25 protein-coding genes are annotated in these 13,735 nt (G+C 31.7%); 1 reads left to right on the top strand and 24 read right to left on the bottom strand.

What is annotated here, in order from left to right; translation table 11 throughout:
- Window position 1: 1 nt before the first annotated feature.
- The 20 genes from BLW23_RS14835 to BLW23_RS14755 all read right to left on the bottom strand — a co-directional run bounded on the left by BLW23_RS14835 (window position 2) and on the right by BLW23_RS14755 (window position 10,950).
- On the bottom strand, window positions 2-1,012 hold the full coding sequence (locus tag BLW23_RS14835; RefSeq protein WP_093671191.1) for a hypothetical protein: 1,011 nt from the start codon (window positions 1,010-1,012) through the stop codon (window positions 2-4).
- A 4-nt stretch (window positions 1,013-1,016) separates the two neighbouring features.
- Window positions 1,017-2,300, bottom strand: coding sequence for a S49 family peptidase (locus tag BLW23_RS14830; RefSeq protein WP_093671189.1), 1,284 nt, complete (start codon window positions 2,298-2,300; stop codon window positions 1,017-1,019).
- Between the two features lie 71 nt (window positions 2,301-2,371).
- Window positions 2,372-2,827, bottom strand: a complete 456-nt coding sequence (locus BLW23_RS14825; protein ID WP_093671187.1) for a hypothetical protein — start codon at window positions 2,825-2,827, stop codon at window positions 2,372-2,374.
- A gap of 55 nt (window positions 2,828-2,882) precedes the next feature.
- Complete coding sequence (locus BLW23_RS14820; RefSeq protein ID WP_093671185.1) at window positions 2,883-3,422, bottom strand: hypothetical protein; 540 nt, start codon at window positions 3,420-3,422, stop codon at window positions 2,883-2,885.
- Window positions 3,423-3,432: 10 nt separating this feature from the next.
- A complete protein-coding gene (locus tag BLW23_RS14815) occupies window positions 3,433-3,648 on the bottom strand; it encodes a hypothetical protein (RefSeq protein ID WP_143032192.1) in 216 nt (71 codons plus the stop codon).
- An 80-nt stretch (window positions 3,649-3,728) separates the two neighbouring features.
- Window positions 3,729-4,151, bottom strand: coding sequence for a hypothetical protein (locus tag BLW23_RS14810; RefSeq protein ID WP_093671181.1), 423 nt, complete (start codon window positions 4,149-4,151; stop codon window positions 3,729-3,731).
- Window positions 4,152-4,164: 13 nt separating this feature from the next.
- Window positions 4,165-4,368, bottom strand: a complete 204-nt coding sequence (locus BLW23_RS14805; protein ID WP_093671179.1) for a hypothetical protein — start codon at window positions 4,366-4,368, stop codon at window positions 4,165-4,167.
- A 59-nt stretch (window positions 4,369-4,427) separates the two neighbouring features.
- Window positions 4,428-5,246, bottom strand: coding sequence for an SPFH domain-containing protein (locus BLW23_RS14800; protein ID WP_093671177.1), 819 nt, complete (start codon window positions 5,244-5,246; stop codon window positions 4,428-4,430).
- A complete protein-coding gene (locus BLW23_RS23295; protein ID WP_176829838.1) occupies window positions 5,230-5,370 on the bottom strand; it encodes a hypothetical protein in 141 nt (46 codons plus the stop codon). Before BLW23_RS23295 ends, BLW23_RS14800 begins: the two co-directional genes overlap by 17 nt.
- Before the next feature lie 495 nt (window positions 5,371-5,865).
- Window positions 5,866-6,258 carry a hypothetical protein gene (locus BLW23_RS23290; RefSeq protein ID WP_218134058.1) on the bottom strand — a complete coding sequence of 131 codons (393 nt, stop codon included), beginning with the start codon at window positions 6,256-6,258 and terminating at the stop codon, window positions 5,866-5,868.
- Between the two features lie 479 nt (window positions 6,259-6,737).
- Window positions 6,738-6,923, bottom strand: coding sequence for a hypothetical protein (locus BLW23_RS14790; RefSeq protein ID WP_093671175.1), 186 nt, complete (start codon window positions 6,921-6,923; stop codon window positions 6,738-6,740).
- Window positions 6,924-7,231: 308 nt separating this feature from the next.
- Window positions 7,232-7,360, bottom strand: coding sequence for a hypothetical protein (locus BLW23_RS23710; protein ID WP_255362806.1), 129 nt, complete (start codon window positions 7,358-7,360; stop codon window positions 7,232-7,234).
- Between the two features lie 2 nt (window positions 7,361-7,362).
- Complete coding sequence (locus BLW23_RS14785; protein ID WP_093671172.1) at window positions 7,363-7,635, bottom strand: hypothetical protein; 273 nt, start codon at window positions 7,633-7,635, stop codon at window positions 7,363-7,365.
- A gap of 5 nt (window positions 7,636-7,640) precedes the next feature.
- Entirely contained in the window at window positions 7,641-7,910 is a 270-nt protein-coding gene (locus tag BLW23_RS14780) for a hypothetical protein (protein ID WP_093671170.1), read from the bottom strand.
- Between the two features lie 13 nt (window positions 7,911-7,923).
- The gene (locus BLW23_RS14775) at window positions 7,924-8,190 is read right to left on the bottom strand and encodes a hypothetical protein (RefSeq protein WP_093671168.1); all 267 of its coding nucleotides are present in this window, start codon (window positions 8,188-8,190) and stop codon (window positions 7,924-7,926) included.
- 118 nt (window positions 8,191-8,308) lie between these two features.
- Entirely contained in the window at window positions 8,309-9,319 is a 1,011-nt protein-coding gene (locus BLW23_RS14770; protein ID WP_093671166.1) for a DNA cytosine methyltransferase, read from the bottom strand.
- A 146-nt stretch (window positions 9,320-9,465) separates the two neighbouring features.
- The gene (locus BLW23_RS14765; RefSeq protein ID WP_093671164.1) at window positions 9,466-10,149 is read right to left on the bottom strand and encodes a hypothetical protein; all 684 of its coding nucleotides are present in this window, start codon (window positions 10,147-10,149) and stop codon (window positions 9,466-9,468) included.
- Between the two features lie 47 nt (window positions 10,150-10,196).
- A complete protein-coding gene (locus BLW23_RS23285; RefSeq protein WP_176829837.1) occupies window positions 10,197-10,343 on the bottom strand; it encodes a hypothetical protein in 147 nt (48 codons plus the stop codon).
- A complete protein-coding gene (locus tag BLW23_RS14760) occupies window positions 10,343-10,564 on the bottom strand; it encodes a hypothetical protein (protein WP_093671162.1) in 222 nt (73 codons plus the stop codon). Before BLW23_RS14760 ends, BLW23_RS23285 begins: the two co-directional genes overlap by 1 nt.
- Before the next feature lie 35 nt (window positions 10,565-10,599).
- Complete coding sequence (locus BLW23_RS14755) at window positions 10,600-10,950, bottom strand: hypothetical protein (RefSeq protein ID WP_093671160.1); 351 nt, start codon at window positions 10,948-10,950, stop codon at window positions 10,600-10,602.
- A gap of 124 nt (window positions 10,951-11,074) precedes the next feature.
- Between BLW23_RS14755 and BLW23_RS14750 the strand changes: the two genes are divergently transcribed.
- Window positions 11,075-11,326 (top strand): helix-turn-helix domain-containing protein, encoded by a 252-nt coding sequence (locus BLW23_RS14750; RefSeq protein WP_093671158.1) that lies wholly within the window; start codon window positions 11,075-11,077, stop codon window positions 11,324-11,326.
- 5 nt (window positions 11,327-11,331) lie between these two features.
- Here the strand turns inward: BLW23_RS14750 and BLW23_RS14745 are convergent, their stop codons facing one another.
- The 4 genes from BLW23_RS14745 to BLW23_RS14730 all read right to left on the bottom strand — a co-directional run bounded on the left by BLW23_RS14745 (window position 11,332) and on the right by BLW23_RS14730 (window position 13,688).
- Entirely contained in the window at window positions 11,332-12,384 is a 1,053-nt protein-coding gene (locus BLW23_RS14745) for a nucleoid-associated protein (protein WP_093671156.1), read from the bottom strand.
- Window positions 12,385-12,473: 89 nt separating this feature from the next.
- Complete coding sequence (locus tag BLW23_RS14740; protein ID WP_093671154.1) at window positions 12,474-13,112, bottom strand: hypothetical protein; 639 nt, start codon at window positions 13,110-13,112, stop codon at window positions 12,474-12,476.
- Entirely contained in the window at window positions 13,105-13,452 is a 348-nt protein-coding gene (locus BLW23_RS14735) for a hypothetical protein (protein ID WP_093671152.1), read from the bottom strand. Before BLW23_RS14735 ends, BLW23_RS14740 begins: the two co-directional genes overlap by 8 nt.
- A 2-nt stretch (window positions 13,453-13,454) precedes the next feature.
- Window positions 13,455-13,688: a hypothetical protein gene (locus tag BLW23_RS14730; RefSeq protein ID WP_093671150.1), complete on the bottom strand. Its 234-nt coding sequence runs from the start codon at window positions 13,686-13,688 to the stop codon at window positions 13,455-13,457.
- Window positions 13,689-13,735 lie beyond the last annotated feature (47 nt).

Below are 13,735 nucleotides of genomic sequence, written 5' to 3'. Positions count from 1 at the left end.
TTTAGTTTAATTTTTCTGATGAATAATACAACTCGTTCATTTTAGCGTTTCCTAACCCTTTAAAGGCTGTACCTGAAAAATCAGCAACAAATACTAATTGATTGATCGCGAAATCATAGCCCAAATGAAACTCTAAGAAAATCTTTAATACATAATCTTGAATTTGTGTATCGGTAATTTTTGGTTTTCCATCAATAACATCCACTAGCTTTAACATGTTATCTTTTACTGTAGAAAAAATAATCCCGTCAGGTAATCCCTCTAAACCTACAATTTCAAATCCGAAAGTTTCTGTTTTTGATTTTCTAGCATCATCAAAATTGGTGTGCGTTCCATACTTTTCTACAAAAGCATCACCATAACGAACTTTCATATCTGGCGACATGAAAACATACTCTATACGCTTTCTTACCTTGGATGGAATTGACCTTTCATAGGCTTTAAACTGGTCTAAAATGTTAGCATCCGTAATAACATCTATAGGAATTTTAAAAAACGGATACTTTTCATTGGTTAAATTTTTGGTAATAACTGAAGCAATACCATCTAATGAATAACCAAACTCTCCCGCTGCTTTGGCAGGGTCAAAATATCCAGTAACAGAGAGCTCACTTAAATCATCAATTACTTTTTCTAAAAGCTCCTTAATGATCATTTTAGTAAGAGGTTGTTCTGCTGGCTTTTTACCTTCAACTGCTAAATAGCTTAACCAGGTATTGTAAATATTATCTACAATAATAGGTAAGTTTACTTTTTGCCTAAAGTCTTGATGTATTTTAGCGTTGAACTGCATTGCTCCCATAGCTTGCCATTCTGCTTTAAAACCCTGTACCACATGAGTCATTATTTTATGAAACTGCGGATACTTTCCGTTGATCTTAGAAATGGTTCTACAGTACTGATCCAATTGCACCTTGCTATTATACACTCCTGTAGCAATTACTGAAGTATTCTTATGGATATGCTCGTCTAATTCTGCCTTTATTTCTTGTACATTTACTGTATTTGACATTTTCTTATCTATTTAAAATTTCGTTTGCTACTTTGTTGTGCTCATACTCAACTACTGGTTCATCACTATCCAAAGAAGGATCAGCGGTTGTCCCAGTTTGCGTTTTTCCTGTAGATGGATTCTTCGCGAATTCATTACGCTGATCGTTAAGCATAGTGATTTTTTGAGACAACGTATCCTCTGCATTATACTCAATTTCCGCATTGTCTAAAGCTGCATTAATTGCAGTTTCTGCCTTACTAGTTGCTTCTTGAGCTCTATTTAAGGTTGTTTGTAATGAAGTAATTGAACTATCTCTTTGCTCAATGGCACCATTTAAAGTGTTCAATTGATCTTCTTGTAAATAAGATCCTTTTTCATTTGTCCCAATAGGACCATGGAACCCCAATACTTTTTGTATTGCAGGTACTTCTATTTGTTGTTTACTCATATTTGAATTTGTATTGGAATTACTACTTGAAGTGTTTTCTTTGGCTAGTTCATAGACTTTGTTAATAGCTGTGTTCAAAGAACCTATTTCATCTATTAAACCAAGAGGTAAAGAGTTTTTTCCAGTCCAGGTAGAACCATCAAAGACAGCTTCGTCTAACTCACCCCTTACAGCTTTCATATCATCATGGAAATCCTCTACAATAGGATCTAATTCATTTTTGATATAAGGCTCATAATTTGAGTTCTCTATGACCTCTCGGTAATTAGAATTTTTCCCTTTTGATTTTGAAGCGTACATCACATGAACCTTGCCGCCAAAATGTTCCCATATACCATTGCTATCAATAATAGTTGAATATGCCCCAATAGAACCAATAGCATCTGCTCTGGAATGAGCAACAATATATTTGGTAGCAGCAGCAAAATAATAGGCTCCTGAACACATATAACCATTAGTGTATGTTACTATAGGTTTTGGATAAGATTTGATATAATCATAAAACTCACCCGTTCCATAGACCTGACCTCCTCCAGAATCAATATCGAAAACAACACCTATAATATTAGGATTGTTTTTATAAGTCTCTAAAATTTTGATATACGTTTGAGTCCCCAACCAACTTCCGTAATCAAACTTAACTACTGGCTGTTTGAAATCAATTACTAAAACTTCCCCTTCTAAACTTGAAGAGTCTGATTTAACATTACTTTGAACACCAGCAATTAGTTCTTCTTTGGTAACTTGAATTGATGATTTATTTGTTAAATCTTGATATATGGTCGGTAAACAAGAAATTCCATATTGATAATCAATATAGAATGCACCTTGAAATAGAGAATGTAATTTTGAATCCATGTAATATGCTTTTTGCACATTACAAACATAATTTTACCCTACAGCATAGAGTAGGACAAAAAAAACACTACCTAACGACTTCTAAAGTATATTGGTTTTTGTGGTATTTTCCCTTTTATAGAAATGATCGTTTTAAAAGGATTTTCCTGAAGTTTCGAATGTTTATCATGGTAAGTAAGTTCTAACGGATGAACTTTAGATCCATATAATATAGATTGGCCATCATACAAATTGGCTTTTAATAAAATTTCTTCTTTTCTGTAATCATCAAATAAAGTGTCCGTTTCGCTTGAGGGTGCTTTAATTTCAAGGCTTGCGCTAATATGATAACGTAAGCCTTGTGTGGTTCTTTTCGGTTTAGAACTAACTAAAAGAGTTTCACCTACAGGTTCAATAATGGTATTATTGTTACCTGTAATTGAATAGGAAAACTGATTAATATTTGAATTAGTTATAATTTCTGGTATTGAAATTATATCAGCAATTTTAATGATTTCAAAAGAGTGAAAACCTCCTAAATGTTCCATCAATTTTATTTTTTAATTATTAGAAGAGTGACAAAAAAAACATTTGCGTAAATTGTCACTCAACAACATCAATGTTTACAAGGCTTGTAGCGCCTTTTTTTTTGCTCTTGTTTTTTTTGTCACTCTCAAGCTTTTTTTTGACCATTCTATGGTAAATTCTACAAGCGGTATCTAAACTAAAATCATCCTCATTAATTCCGTACGAATCCAAAAAACTAGCTAATGTCTTTTTAATTATTTTTTTTGAACTATTCCTATCAATATTCAAGTTAATACGTACGAAATCATACATCGAACTTTTAAAAAAATTATCTATTGTACTTTCTAACCTTTTTAAATCATTTCTCTCAACAAAATGACCTTTCCTGCGACAAATATTTTCAGGAACTACTATTTCAAAATAGGCAGATTTCCAGATAGGTGCAGGTTTTTGATAAATAGGTGTTAAATAATTCGTGAAACATAGCCCTAACCAATCACAATAAGAAACACGATACTTTTTACCATACTTTTTGGTCAAGTACTTAACCAAATACGATTTCATGGGAATTTTAATAAGGTTGGGTTGCTTGTTGTCTATAAGAACTTTCGTCATCTAAAAAATATTACTTCTTAGGGGACTCTGAGATTATATAATTGTTTCCGTTGTATTGGTAGTGCCTTTCATAATTATCTGAAATTACTTTAAAACACTTTTTTTCCTTTTTTAAGTCTAGTATTAAACTTTCTGTTGACTTTCCTTTTTCTGGTTTTTTTTCTTTCCAAATAAATTGAGATCTTTTACTTGTTTTCTTCGCTTGTCTAATTTTTATTACAATCATTTTTCTAATCAATTGAATTATGATCAAATATGAAGCTAACATATTTCAATGAAAAGGACGAAAAAAACAGTACTCAAAATTTAGTCTTTTACCTTCTGTTTGAAACTCAAGTATGAGTGAGGTAGTCGCGTTTCCTCATTATACTGACTCACAGTTCCTACCAATGGATCGAAAAACTCATTGTCAATTTTCAATGTAAAATGACCTGTATTACTTTCATCGGGATATTCTAGCAAAAGAATTGAGTAATTAGGAACATCTTCAAATTTCCTTACTTTTTTATAGTCCGTAACAAAACCATTTTTTTCCAAAAACGGTTTTATATCGCTCAAAAGGTAAGTAGTTTTACTTTTTCCTAACCGCTCACAAATGTCTTCAACAGAGAACCCAGTAATCATGGACAAAACCGTTTGACCACATTTTTTTGTTCCAAATCCTTGAGATTTGTATTTGATTTTACTTTTTTCTTCTATTTCTTTAAATTTTTCTATGCTGCTACTCATTTTTTTATTCTGTTTATATTATTCCTTTCTTAGTAAGTATTACCGCTAGATGAAAATTAGACTTCGCCCCATAATCAGATTTAACCTTTTTTAATGTTTTCTCTACAGTAGCTAAACTATTTATCTCAAACCCTTCTTTTCTAAGTTTAGGGGGTATTTCTATTTGTTTTAATCCAGTAGAAAGGAGCTCTAGTATTCTTAATTCTAATTTGTTCATGTGCTTGTTTTTACTACTTTTTAAAAACCACCTGCCAAAGCAGGCGGTTCTAGTTCTTATTATTTTAGTCCTTTTAATATTCCCACATCAGAACCAAACACATTATTATTACCGTATTTAGAAACACCTTTCTTAGCCCATTCCATTTCAACTTCTAACCTCTTTAATTCTAAAATTGCCGGCTGAGATAATAATTTTTTCGTTTTAGCATCTAAAAGACCTGCATCATAATTACCTTGAGCGGTGGCTACTTTAGCTTTAGCTAATGCTACCTGTTCTGCTTCTTTTTTCTTAGCTAACTCATTTCTTCCTAATTGAACAGCGGTTTCTTCAGCTAATTTCGCTACCTGAGAAGGAATATCTACATCTGTCATTTGTACACGGGCAAACTCTACATAGAACTCAGGAAGTTCAGTTTGCATTATTTTAGAAAGTTTCTGCTCCGCTTCAGTTCTTTTATTAATATTAAGTTCGACAGCAGAGTACTGTGGTACTACTTCTTTTCCAGCCGATTTCAAGGTTTTGATAATTTTAGTTTCGACATCTGTTATTTCGGTATGAAGAATATTAACTTTACTAGGGTTTAAATTATAGTCCAACGATAATTCAACTCTAGTTTGCATATTGTTTTTATCATTAAACTCAAATACATGTACCATAGTTTTTTCTCTTACATCGTATTCAATCATATGATCGTAAATCCAATGTACTCCAATATTTAACCCTTCATCATAAACCTTTGATATATTGGTTTTACCACCAAAAGATACTTCTACGCCTTTATGCCCAGATTTTACTCCTTCACAAGAATTGAAACTTGCAATGATTAATAGAATTGCTAAAACTCCTCCTGTTAAAAATTTACTGATGTTTTTCATTATTTTCTTTATTATTATTAGTGTTAATATTATTTTGTTTGTCTTTTCTAGAAAAATATTCCAGTGTTACCCAAAAGACATAGATAACTGCTGCTATACATAAAAATCCTAATGCTCCTTTCATAATTGATTTCTTATATTAATATTCATTATTCTACAGTATTTTATTATTATTCACTTTTAAATTATCTTTGTCTTAAATATTAAATTTATCACGGATTTGATATTTAGAGGTTTAAAGTAGTTAACTGAGTGAAGGCAGTTAGCTACTTTTTTATTTATCTAATTTTATAATTCAATCAATTTTATTATCGCTAACTTCGTTATCACTTAAGAGACGTCTTAAGTTCTTTTTCATAGCAATTTTCCCACTCAATCTTTGAGTGGGTTTCTTTTTGCCACTCATTCTTAACTACTATTTTAATGGTTTATACTGATCTCGTTTTTAGGGGATTTACCTATATAGCTCATGTGATTTTCTATTTATATTTACTTGATATTTAACTTCCTAATATGAGACTATGTTGAGAAGTAAAAGCTTTTAGTGTTTGCTGCGTATTAACCAAACTCTCTAACTACCATCACGCCCCCCTGTGAAACGTGTTAATGCGCAGTTTAACTACTGTTTTTTAGGTTCTTGCTTCAAGTAACCTAATTCAAAAGCTAGATTTTGAATAGAATACATTTCTTCCTCTGAATACCCCCAATGAGTGCAATACAATCCACCATAACCGTTATTATGATTGGTGTCACCTCCTTTCTGAATAAATTCTTTGAAATCTTTAACCAGCCCCCAAAGTGTACCGCCATTCGTCCAGCCTTTAGGTGGATAACCATATTTAGTTATGATACACATATCAATACCTGTGTAACTATTTTTCATATACAGCTTATTCCCTTTTTGAAAAATGTAAGCAGTCCCACTTTCTCCTCTGAAGAAATTTCTTCCGATCAAGGAAATTGCATTTATAATTTTATTTACTATCTCAATTCTTTCTTCTCTTGTTTTCATAATTTCTACTCTTTTACTTTATTTTGTTTTTACTATTTTTACTTTATGGAACACAGCTATGAACAACTTAATATCGAATTTGTAGAACCAAGAAAAGTTTCTGTTTTTACTAAATTAGTTTCGATCCTACTTATTTTTATTTTTATAAGTGTTCCACTTTCACAAATTTTACCTGAACTCAAACAGTGCTTTTGCATAGGTTATTCATTACCGCCAGGTTCATGCATTTTGGTGGGTAACTGCTTTTGCTTTTAACTACTGGTTTTTTGAACGTTTATACCTTAATTCTCTTGTCTGAAATATTCTAATTTGAAAACCCAAAAAACAAAAGAAGTATGAGTAAGCTCTATTGTAATATCTTCTGAATACCGATAAAAAATGCCATTCATCCGTTTTGAATTCGTGCCAATTATTAATCAGTTGCACCCTATATCCAAATAATGTACCCAGTATGTAATATTCTCTCCAAAATCCCATATCTACAGGTTTTCAAACAAATTCTGTAAATTTTCTTTTTCTGTAATTACCGTTCCAGAAAATTCTGTTCTACACCAGTTATACGTTTTGAGTGCTTCATCCCTTTGAGAATCAATATCAAAAGTTTTAAAAAATGCGACCTCTTGTTCTTTGTTGAATCCTATTACTATTGTTGAATGTGTTTTCATTTTGTTTGAGTTTTTGGTTAGTTGAGTAACTACTGTTTAATTAGTTCTTCAATTTCATTTAAAGCTCCTTTTAAAGAATTAGCATTTGGTCTTGGAATAATTCCTACGGATGACTGCATACTAATAGCTTGTTTCATCTCTTCGATTTTCTTAAGTATCTCTTTTGTTTTCATGGTACTCGTTTAATTACTCTTTTACTTTAAAGTATTCATCTACCAAATCATTTGGATTTAGAGACTCTTCTAATAATTTGTTTTCTTTTAAATGCTCTATGAAGTATTTTAATTCTTGATCTAAAGTCATTGTAACTACTGTATTAATGATTTATATTTTTCTTTCGCCAGTTGAATGACGTTTAACATTTCTTCATGTGTTAATCCAAACTCTTGCATTTCCAAAATGATGTTATTTGCGATTAATTCTTCTCGACTTGCCATAACTACTCTTTTTGTGTAATTCTGGTTAATGATTTTAAGTTACTAGACCCATGTTTTTCTGGGGCTAAAAACATAAAATAATTGAAGTAAACATTATTCTTTTTCTGAAGAATAATCTCGTTACAACTCGCCTTATTCTCATGTATTTCATAAGCAGCAAAACGAGTACGATTGTTTCCTTTATAAGTGTCTCTATGAAATTCACAAACAACTAAATCTCCTTCTTTCAAAGATTCAAATTGCTCTAATGTGTTTATGGTTTCTCCTTGTATCATTGTTCCTACACTTTTTTTAATGGTTGTACATTGCTCGGTTCTACGATTATTCTCTCTTTTATATCGGAACCGTATTTTTTTTCAAACTTTTCAGTTTCTCCCCACCAGCACTCGCACCCCCATACATATTTTCCTGAATCTAATTTGATGCATGGATTCGTGATGTTTAAATCTTTAAAGGGATTCATATCTGGAACTTGATCTTTTATCAGCTCTCCTTCGCCGTATGTTCTTAGAACACCATTTTTAAAACTTTCTATTGCTATAACTCTCATCGTTTATCTACAATTAATTTAATATTTGATTATCCAAAAAGTTTTCAAAGTCATTACCAAACAAATGATAAATACTATCAAAGTCATCTCCATCTACATCTGGAATAGAAGGCGCTTCTTCTATTGTACTATACAATCCGTTTTCACATTCGAAATATCCATTCATAAGAGTTATTACTTCATCTTTTTTAAATCTTCCATAGACTGAATTATTATACTTTTTGCCGATTTTTATTTTAGCTCCAACGATTAACTTTTTTTCTAATTCTTCTTTTGTCATAATTTCTGCTGTTAAATTATTTCACTATTAAGCCATTGTGTACATTCTGAACATAAATGCTCAGAATTGTTATTCTCTCCACAACTAGCACAATCTTTTATATTTTTCATACTACTGTTTATTTGATGTTTTTAATATGCTTATCTAATAGCATTGAGAATGCCTTTTCTGCTGTTTGAGCTACAACTCCGTTACCATATTGGCGTAGAAGCTCTGTCCTAAAGTTGTACCCATTAACTGTGCAACCCATGCCGGGTTCAATCGTTCTGTATTCTTCCCATTCAAATTGCCTTTCTCCTGGTCCAGCTGGCCATTGATTGCTCTTTTGCTCAATGAATCCTGTTTTGTATTCTTTGCTGCTTTTTCTGTTTCGCTTGCCTGTGGAGTTGGATATAAATTCACTTGACATGGAAGCCCTGGGGAGTTCCTTTTCCTGTCTGCTGGACAATCTGTTCCCGTTCCGTCTCTTGTAGTTGGTGTCGACCACTTCAGTACTTGCTTCTGTAAATCTGATTGAATTTTCTTGCCTTCTGCTGTCTTGTAATAAGTCCCCATCCATTCCCAGTCTTGCTTTTCTTTTCTTTTGCAACTCATGGATGTAGGAGTAATCCAACGCGAGAATGAAAACCCTTTCTCTTTTATGTGGCGCGCCAACTTCTGACGCTGAGTAGATTCCTGTCTCAACTGAGTAACCCATATTTCGTAAGCTTTCAAGAATGTAGGGGAAAGATCCTGTGAGGTGTCCGGCGACGTTTTCAAAGAAGCACCAAAGAGGTCTAACGTCATGGATTGCCCTTTCAATATACGGCCAAAGGAATCGTTCGTCATTCCATAGTTTTCTTTTACCAGCAAGGCTTTCTCCTTGGCACGGATAACCTCCAATGATTCCGTGTACTTTGTTATGAAAAGGTTTTCCTTTGAAGGTTTTAAGATTCGTCCAAATAGGTGCTTTATCCACCAAACCCGATTCCATCGCTGCCACCAGGTTGAAGTTTTGAAAAGCTTCGATCTCCACATAAGCGACTGGTTTAATTGGGATAACTCTAGAAACTCCTCTTTCAAGACCTCCGTATCCGTAGCAAAAAGATAATACTCTTTGTTCGTTTCTATGTTTTTTGGTACAATCCACATTATCGGTTTAATTACTGTTTTTGGCTACTTTCTATGTTCTTTATTTGGCTTTCAATCTTTTCCCTAGTAGAAGAATCCTTTACTACTTCAAGACGACAATACAACCTTTTTAATTTAGTTTCTGTTTTCATGGTAACTACAGTTTTAATTACAATCTTCTCTGTAATACTCCGTTTCAACTTTCGATTCATCAATTATAACAGTTACATTATTTGCGTATAATTGGAATAAGTAAGATTCAAAACCATTGAAAGGTGAAATTGTAAAAGGAGAAAAATCAACTCCATTACTTTTTGCGGTAAAAATTTTACTATTATGTAATCCTATTGAATTTTCACATTCCCAAAAGTTCTTATCTGATTTTTGATCAAAATAAATACGAGTAAAGCTCCCACTAGATTCAACATGAAAAGAGAGTTCTCCATATTCATCTTCCATATCTCCATCGTAAGATTTATCAATAGAATCAATGTATTTTTCTATTATTTCACTAAGAGTAAACTCTTTTTTATCTAGAACTCCAGTAACTTTATCTATTGCTTCTTTAATATCATTTTTAGCTATTTCTAGAGCGGAATTATTAAGGTTGTGCTCAATGATGTTAGAAATTGCTTTGTTGTATCTTGAAACATTTATTTCTTCAAGAGGTAAATCTAGTTTTGATTTTACGGCTTCTTCAATTGCTTTTTTCCCTTCTCCATTCCATCTAAAAACATCTTTTATAATACTGTCTATGCAGTCTATTGTATGTTTTTCTACTATTTCTGACAGTTTACCATCGTCAGCTATTTCTTTAACTTTATTTGAAATTAATTTTACTATATCCATGTTTTAAGTTTATGCGTTAATTTTTATGTTTATTCGTAGCGGAAATGCTACAGAATCTTTAATATTTTGTCTAGCTTATTTAGTTTTTTACTAACATGACGCTTTAGCCCTTTATTGTTTAATTCCTTCGCTTCCTTATATATCCGTTTTTGAGCCTCAATTTGATTCAATACAAGTGTTTCGATTTGTTCCATTAATTGAGCTTTTTCATTGGTAATGATTCTTCCATCCAATTTATCAACTGGACTCCAGCAAGAACACCATGTTCATTTGTTTCAAATCTTTGGCTGCATGGCTTTTCACTAACTGGATCTGTAAAATGCAGTGTTACTGCGTTTATATCGGTAATTTCAAGACCAGTTGTATCAGGGTATAGGTCTAACCCTTTTGATATTGTTTCTATTGCTTCTAACATGGTTATCTATTTTTTTGTTTATAGGTTTATCTAACTTATCCTTGAACTTTAGATTTTTCATTCTCATCATCACTCTCTACGACCTTAACTTTGAAATCATCCAAAACCATTTTAATAGAAACATCATCATATTTTTCAGCGGTATATGTATAGAGATTTACTAACTCTTTTTCGCTATTTCTTGATTTATCTTTTAGCTCAATTAAAATAGAATCCCCTTCCTTTATGTCACAATCAATCTTAAAATATATCTCATCTCTCAATAGATGATACGGACTAACATCCTCAATGTGTTTCCCGCTAGGAAGTCTCTCCGGAAGAACACTATGATCGAGAAAAAATTTATTTACACTTCTTTGTTTTATATTTAATTTTATTGTGTTCATTTTTTAAAGTTTTATTTTAATTAAGAGTTTAAATTTAAAGTTTTATTTTAATATTGTCAAAAAATAACTTAAATTTATTTTTAAAAACATTGCATTTTTTAAAGTTTTATTTTAATTTTACCATATGAAACTTAGGATTAAAGAGGTAGCCAAAAAGAAAAAAGCATCAATGAGTGAAATCGCAAATCACTTAGAAGTTACCCCTACCCAGGTCTCATATTATAATTCAGGGACCAGTCTAATACCGCTAGATAAACTTCAAAAAATCGCAGAATTTCTTAATTGTGATATTCTAGAACTTATTGAACCATCCTCACCAAATTTTGCACATTTTTACAACTCTACAGGAGAATGGTGGGGTATTAGAAAAGAATAAGTTTCTTATTTCTCCGAATTAAAAAACACTTTATAAAACTTCATTTTCTTTTCTTCATCATATCCTCGTTCCAAATATTCTGAAGGTGCATCTGGAGCATCAACATCTATTTTAATTTGGATATTCGTATCGAGCTTTATTTCAGTTTTAAACTTGCTTTTTTCCTTCTTTAATACTGGATCCGAAACATCAAAATTGTTTCGAATAACGATATCATTCAGCTTTTCAAAATGCTTTTTATAATCTTCAAACATGCTTTTGGACTTATCATCTTCAAAAACATCTTCTTTAAAAGCACTGTAGTCAATACTTTCATGTTCTTTAAAATAATCGACGGTATTCGCTAAAAAAGAACTCTGTTTTTGCTTACCAAATTCTGATTTAATCACCTCTTCAGAAAACTCCTTACATAACTCCAAGTAATTTTGAGTATGCAAATTCCTATCATCGGCATACTTTATGCTTAAAAAGTTATTAATCCAATATTGAGCATCGTAGTTATTGTTATCAACAGATAGAACAACGGTTCCTTCAACGTCCGTAGTATTAAGAATTAAACATCCTTTATCTAACTTTCTAGGAGAGATTCCTTTTTGAACAACAACATCATAACTACCTTCTTCATCACTATATGTTTGAAAAAAATCTACTTTACTTTCAATTTTAAAAACACCAACAGCTTCTACTAATACATCCTTATATTCAATACCTTCGAAATAAGTGACTAGCACGTCTCCCGTTTTAATATTAGCTGAGTTCGATTGCTCATATAAATGGTTTACAATATTTTTCGACTGCTCTATGAAACTGTTTTCATCATCAAAAATGATGTTAGAAAACTCACTCATTTTGTTTAACTGGAGGTCAGAGTGATGAAAAAATCTATAACTCTGAGTAACTGAGCTAAAAGGTTTTAATAAGAAAGGAAGTAACAGCTCGTAACTTTCTTCATCAAAACGTATTAAATGTTCTGAAAAAGAATTCTTACCTGTGTTGTACTTATTAGCTACTTTGTGCACAATACATTTGTTTAATTCTGCTCTTGTTCTTTTGATCATTTTCTTAAGGTTTTAAAGTGGTTAATACGTATCAAAAAAACATACTTTACATATTTAGTTATTTGATACTTTTTATTAGATTTTGTTTTCTATTCTTGATTTTTTGGATTGTCTTTACATCTTCCTTTGTGAGCATCTCTTGCCTTTTTGCTCTCAAGCTTCCTTTGGCAATGCGGACATGTTAAATCAGCTATTTCTTGCTTAATATTTTCTAACTCATGCTCCGTAGCTGCTTTTTGTTGCTCGTAGTCTGCTAACTCTTTCTTTAACTCTGCTATATTTTGCTCTACATCTGCTTTTTCCTGCTTACCGAGTGCTTCTCGCTGCTTTGCCTTTACTCTTTCAACAAAAACAGTATTCAACCAAAAACCCAAATAGGTAACAAAGGCATTAAATATTAACAAGTTGATAATATCAACAATGCTAGTTCTATTTAAAATATCGGTAATTACACAGAGTACTAAAAAATCAAATACGGATATGGATTTGATTACCCATTCCTTTTTTTCTGATATATTCACGGAAGTATCAAGCATTGCTTTTGCAATGAAATAACCGTAAAACAATGAGGATACAATTCTTATATAGTCATTGGCTATTAAAAAAGTAAACAACACAAATAGAAAGGCGGCGTGTTTTATACCGTAAAAAACACCATAACTAATTACTGAATACGATAGCGAATCCATTGATGTTAAACGCTCATATAATGGAATCTTTCTATTCATAACTAGGAATTTTTTCGTCTAACAAGTCGATAGCATTTTGAGCTTGAATCTTATGGAATGCATTATCTAAAATTCCAATTTCATTAATAAGTAGTTCCTTTAATGCCCAAGCTTCATGATACAGAAACTCCATTGACTTTTTTTCATTAGCATTTAAAAGGTCAAGTTTCTTATACAAGCCTCTTTTCTTCTTTTCAAAAGTGTCCGACAGCTTTACTCCTATTGAAATTTGAACCTTTTGCATGGTGTTATAATTATTAAAGGATAAGGTATAAAGCTCATTTAGCAGTTTGTTTATGGCAACTATCTGCTCAACTGAAAATTTAATTTTTACCTTCATTTTTAAGGAGTTTTACTTTCTATTAATTTTCCAGTATCATTGTCGTAAAAATTAACTTTGTTAGCGGCTCCTGAGTATTTCCCTTTTTTTTCGAAACGCCTAAACATCTCGTCAATAAGTACATTTATAGGTTTCTTATTATATTTTAAATGGTTGTACCAAACTGGATTGTATTTTTTTTCATTTCCGTAGTCCTTTTTCAAATGCTCGTAACCTGTTTTTAGCAGAATTACCATTTTAACTTTTGAGCAATTACTACATGTAGAACTTTTGCCACATTTGC

It is taken from the genome of Tenacibaculum sp. MAR_2009_124 (assembly GCF_900105455.1).
Classification (GTDB): Bacteria; Bacteroidota; Bacteroidia; order Flavobacteriales; family Flavobacteriaceae; genus Polaribacter.
This window is presented reverse-complemented; position numbering and strand designations above follow the sequence as displayed.

Coding starts and splice junctions, on each gene's coding strand:
- BLW23_RS14835 (WP_093671191.1), bottom strand. CDS start 1,012: ATGTCAAATACAGTAAATGTACAAGAAATAAAGGCAGAATTAGACGAG.
- BLW23_RS14830 (WP_093671189.1), bottom strand. CDS start 2,300: ATGGATTCAAAATTACATTCTCTATTTCAAGGTGCATTCTATATTGAT.
- BLW23_RS14825 (WP_093671187.1), bottom strand. CDS start 2,827: ATGGAACATTTAGGAGGTTTTCACTCTTTTGAAATCATTAAAATTGCT.
- BLW23_RS14820 (WP_093671185.1), bottom strand. CDS start 3,422: ATGACGAAAGTTCTTATAGACAACAAGCAACCCAACCTTATTAAAATT.
- BLW23_RS14815 (WP_143032192.1), bottom strand. CDS start 3,648: ATGATTGTAATAAAAATTAGACAAGCGAAGAAAACAAGTAAAAGATCT.
- BLW23_RS14810 (WP_093671181.1), bottom strand. CDS start 4,151: ATGAGTAGCAGCATAGAAAAATTTAAAGAAATAGAAGAAAAAAGTAAA.
- BLW23_RS14805 (WP_093671179.1), bottom strand. CDS start 4,368: ATGAACAAATTAGAATTAAGAATACTAGAGCTCCTTTCTACTGGATTA.
- BLW23_RS14800 (WP_093671177.1), bottom strand. CDS start 5,246: ATGAAAAACATCAGTAAATTTTTAACAGGAGGAGTTTTAGCAATTCTA.
- BLW23_RS23295 (WP_176829838.1), bottom strand. CDS start 5,370: ATGAAAGGAGCATTAGGATTTTTATGTATAGCAGCAGTTATCTATGTC.
- BLW23_RS23290 (WP_218134058.1), bottom strand. CDS start 6,258: ATGAAAACAAGAGAAGAAAGAATTGAGATAGTAAATAAAATTATAAAT.
- BLW23_RS14790 (WP_093671175.1), bottom strand. CDS start 6,923: ATGAAAACACATTCAACAATAGTAATAGGATTCAACAAAGAACAAGAG.
- BLW23_RS23710 (WP_255362806.1), bottom strand. CDS start 7,360: ATGGCAAGTCGAGAAGAATTAATCGCAAATAACATCATTTTGGAAATG.
- BLW23_RS14785 (WP_093671172.1), bottom strand. CDS start 7,635: ATGATACAAGGAGAAACCATAAACACATTAGAGCAATTTGAATCTTTG.
- BLW23_RS14780 (WP_093671170.1), bottom strand. CDS start 7,910: ATGAGAGTTATAGCAATAGAAAGTTTTAAAAATGGTGTTCTAAGAACA.
- BLW23_RS14775 (WP_093671168.1), bottom strand. CDS start 8,190: ATGACAAAAGAAGAATTAGAAAAAAAGTTAATCGTTGGAGCTAAAATA.
- BLW23_RS14765 (WP_093671164.1), bottom strand. CDS start 10,149: ATGGATATAGTAAAATTAATTTCAAATAAAGTTAAAGAAATAGCTGAC.
- BLW23_RS23285 (WP_176829837.1), bottom strand. CDS start 10,343: ATGGAACAAATCGAAACACTTGTATTGAATCAAATTGAGGCTCAAAAA.
- BLW23_RS14760 (WP_093671162.1), bottom strand. CDS start 10,564: ATGTTAGAAGCAATAGAAACAATATCAAAAGGGTTAGACCTATACCCT.
- BLW23_RS14755 (WP_093671160.1), bottom strand. CDS start 10,950: ATGAACACAATAAAATTAAATATAAAACAAAGAAGTGTAAATAAATTT.
- BLW23_RS14750 (WP_093671158.1), top strand. CDS start 11,075: ATGAAACTTAGGATTAAAGAGGTAGCCAAAAAGAAAAAAGCATCAATG.
- BLW23_RS14745 (WP_093671156.1), bottom strand. CDS start 12,384: ATGATCAAAAGAACAAGAGCAGAATTAAACAAATGTATTGTGCACAAA.
- BLW23_RS14740 (WP_093671154.1), bottom strand. CDS start 13,112: ATGAATAGAAAGATTCCATTATATGAGCGTTTAACATCAATGGATTCG.
- BLW23_RS14735 (WP_093671152.1), bottom strand. CDS start 13,452: ATGAAGGTAAAAATTAAATTTTCAGTTGAGCAGATAGTTGCCATAAAC.
- BLW23_RS14730 (WP_093671150.1), bottom strand. CDS start 13,688: ATGGTAATTCTGCTAAAAACAGGTTACGAGCATTTGAAAAAGGACTAC.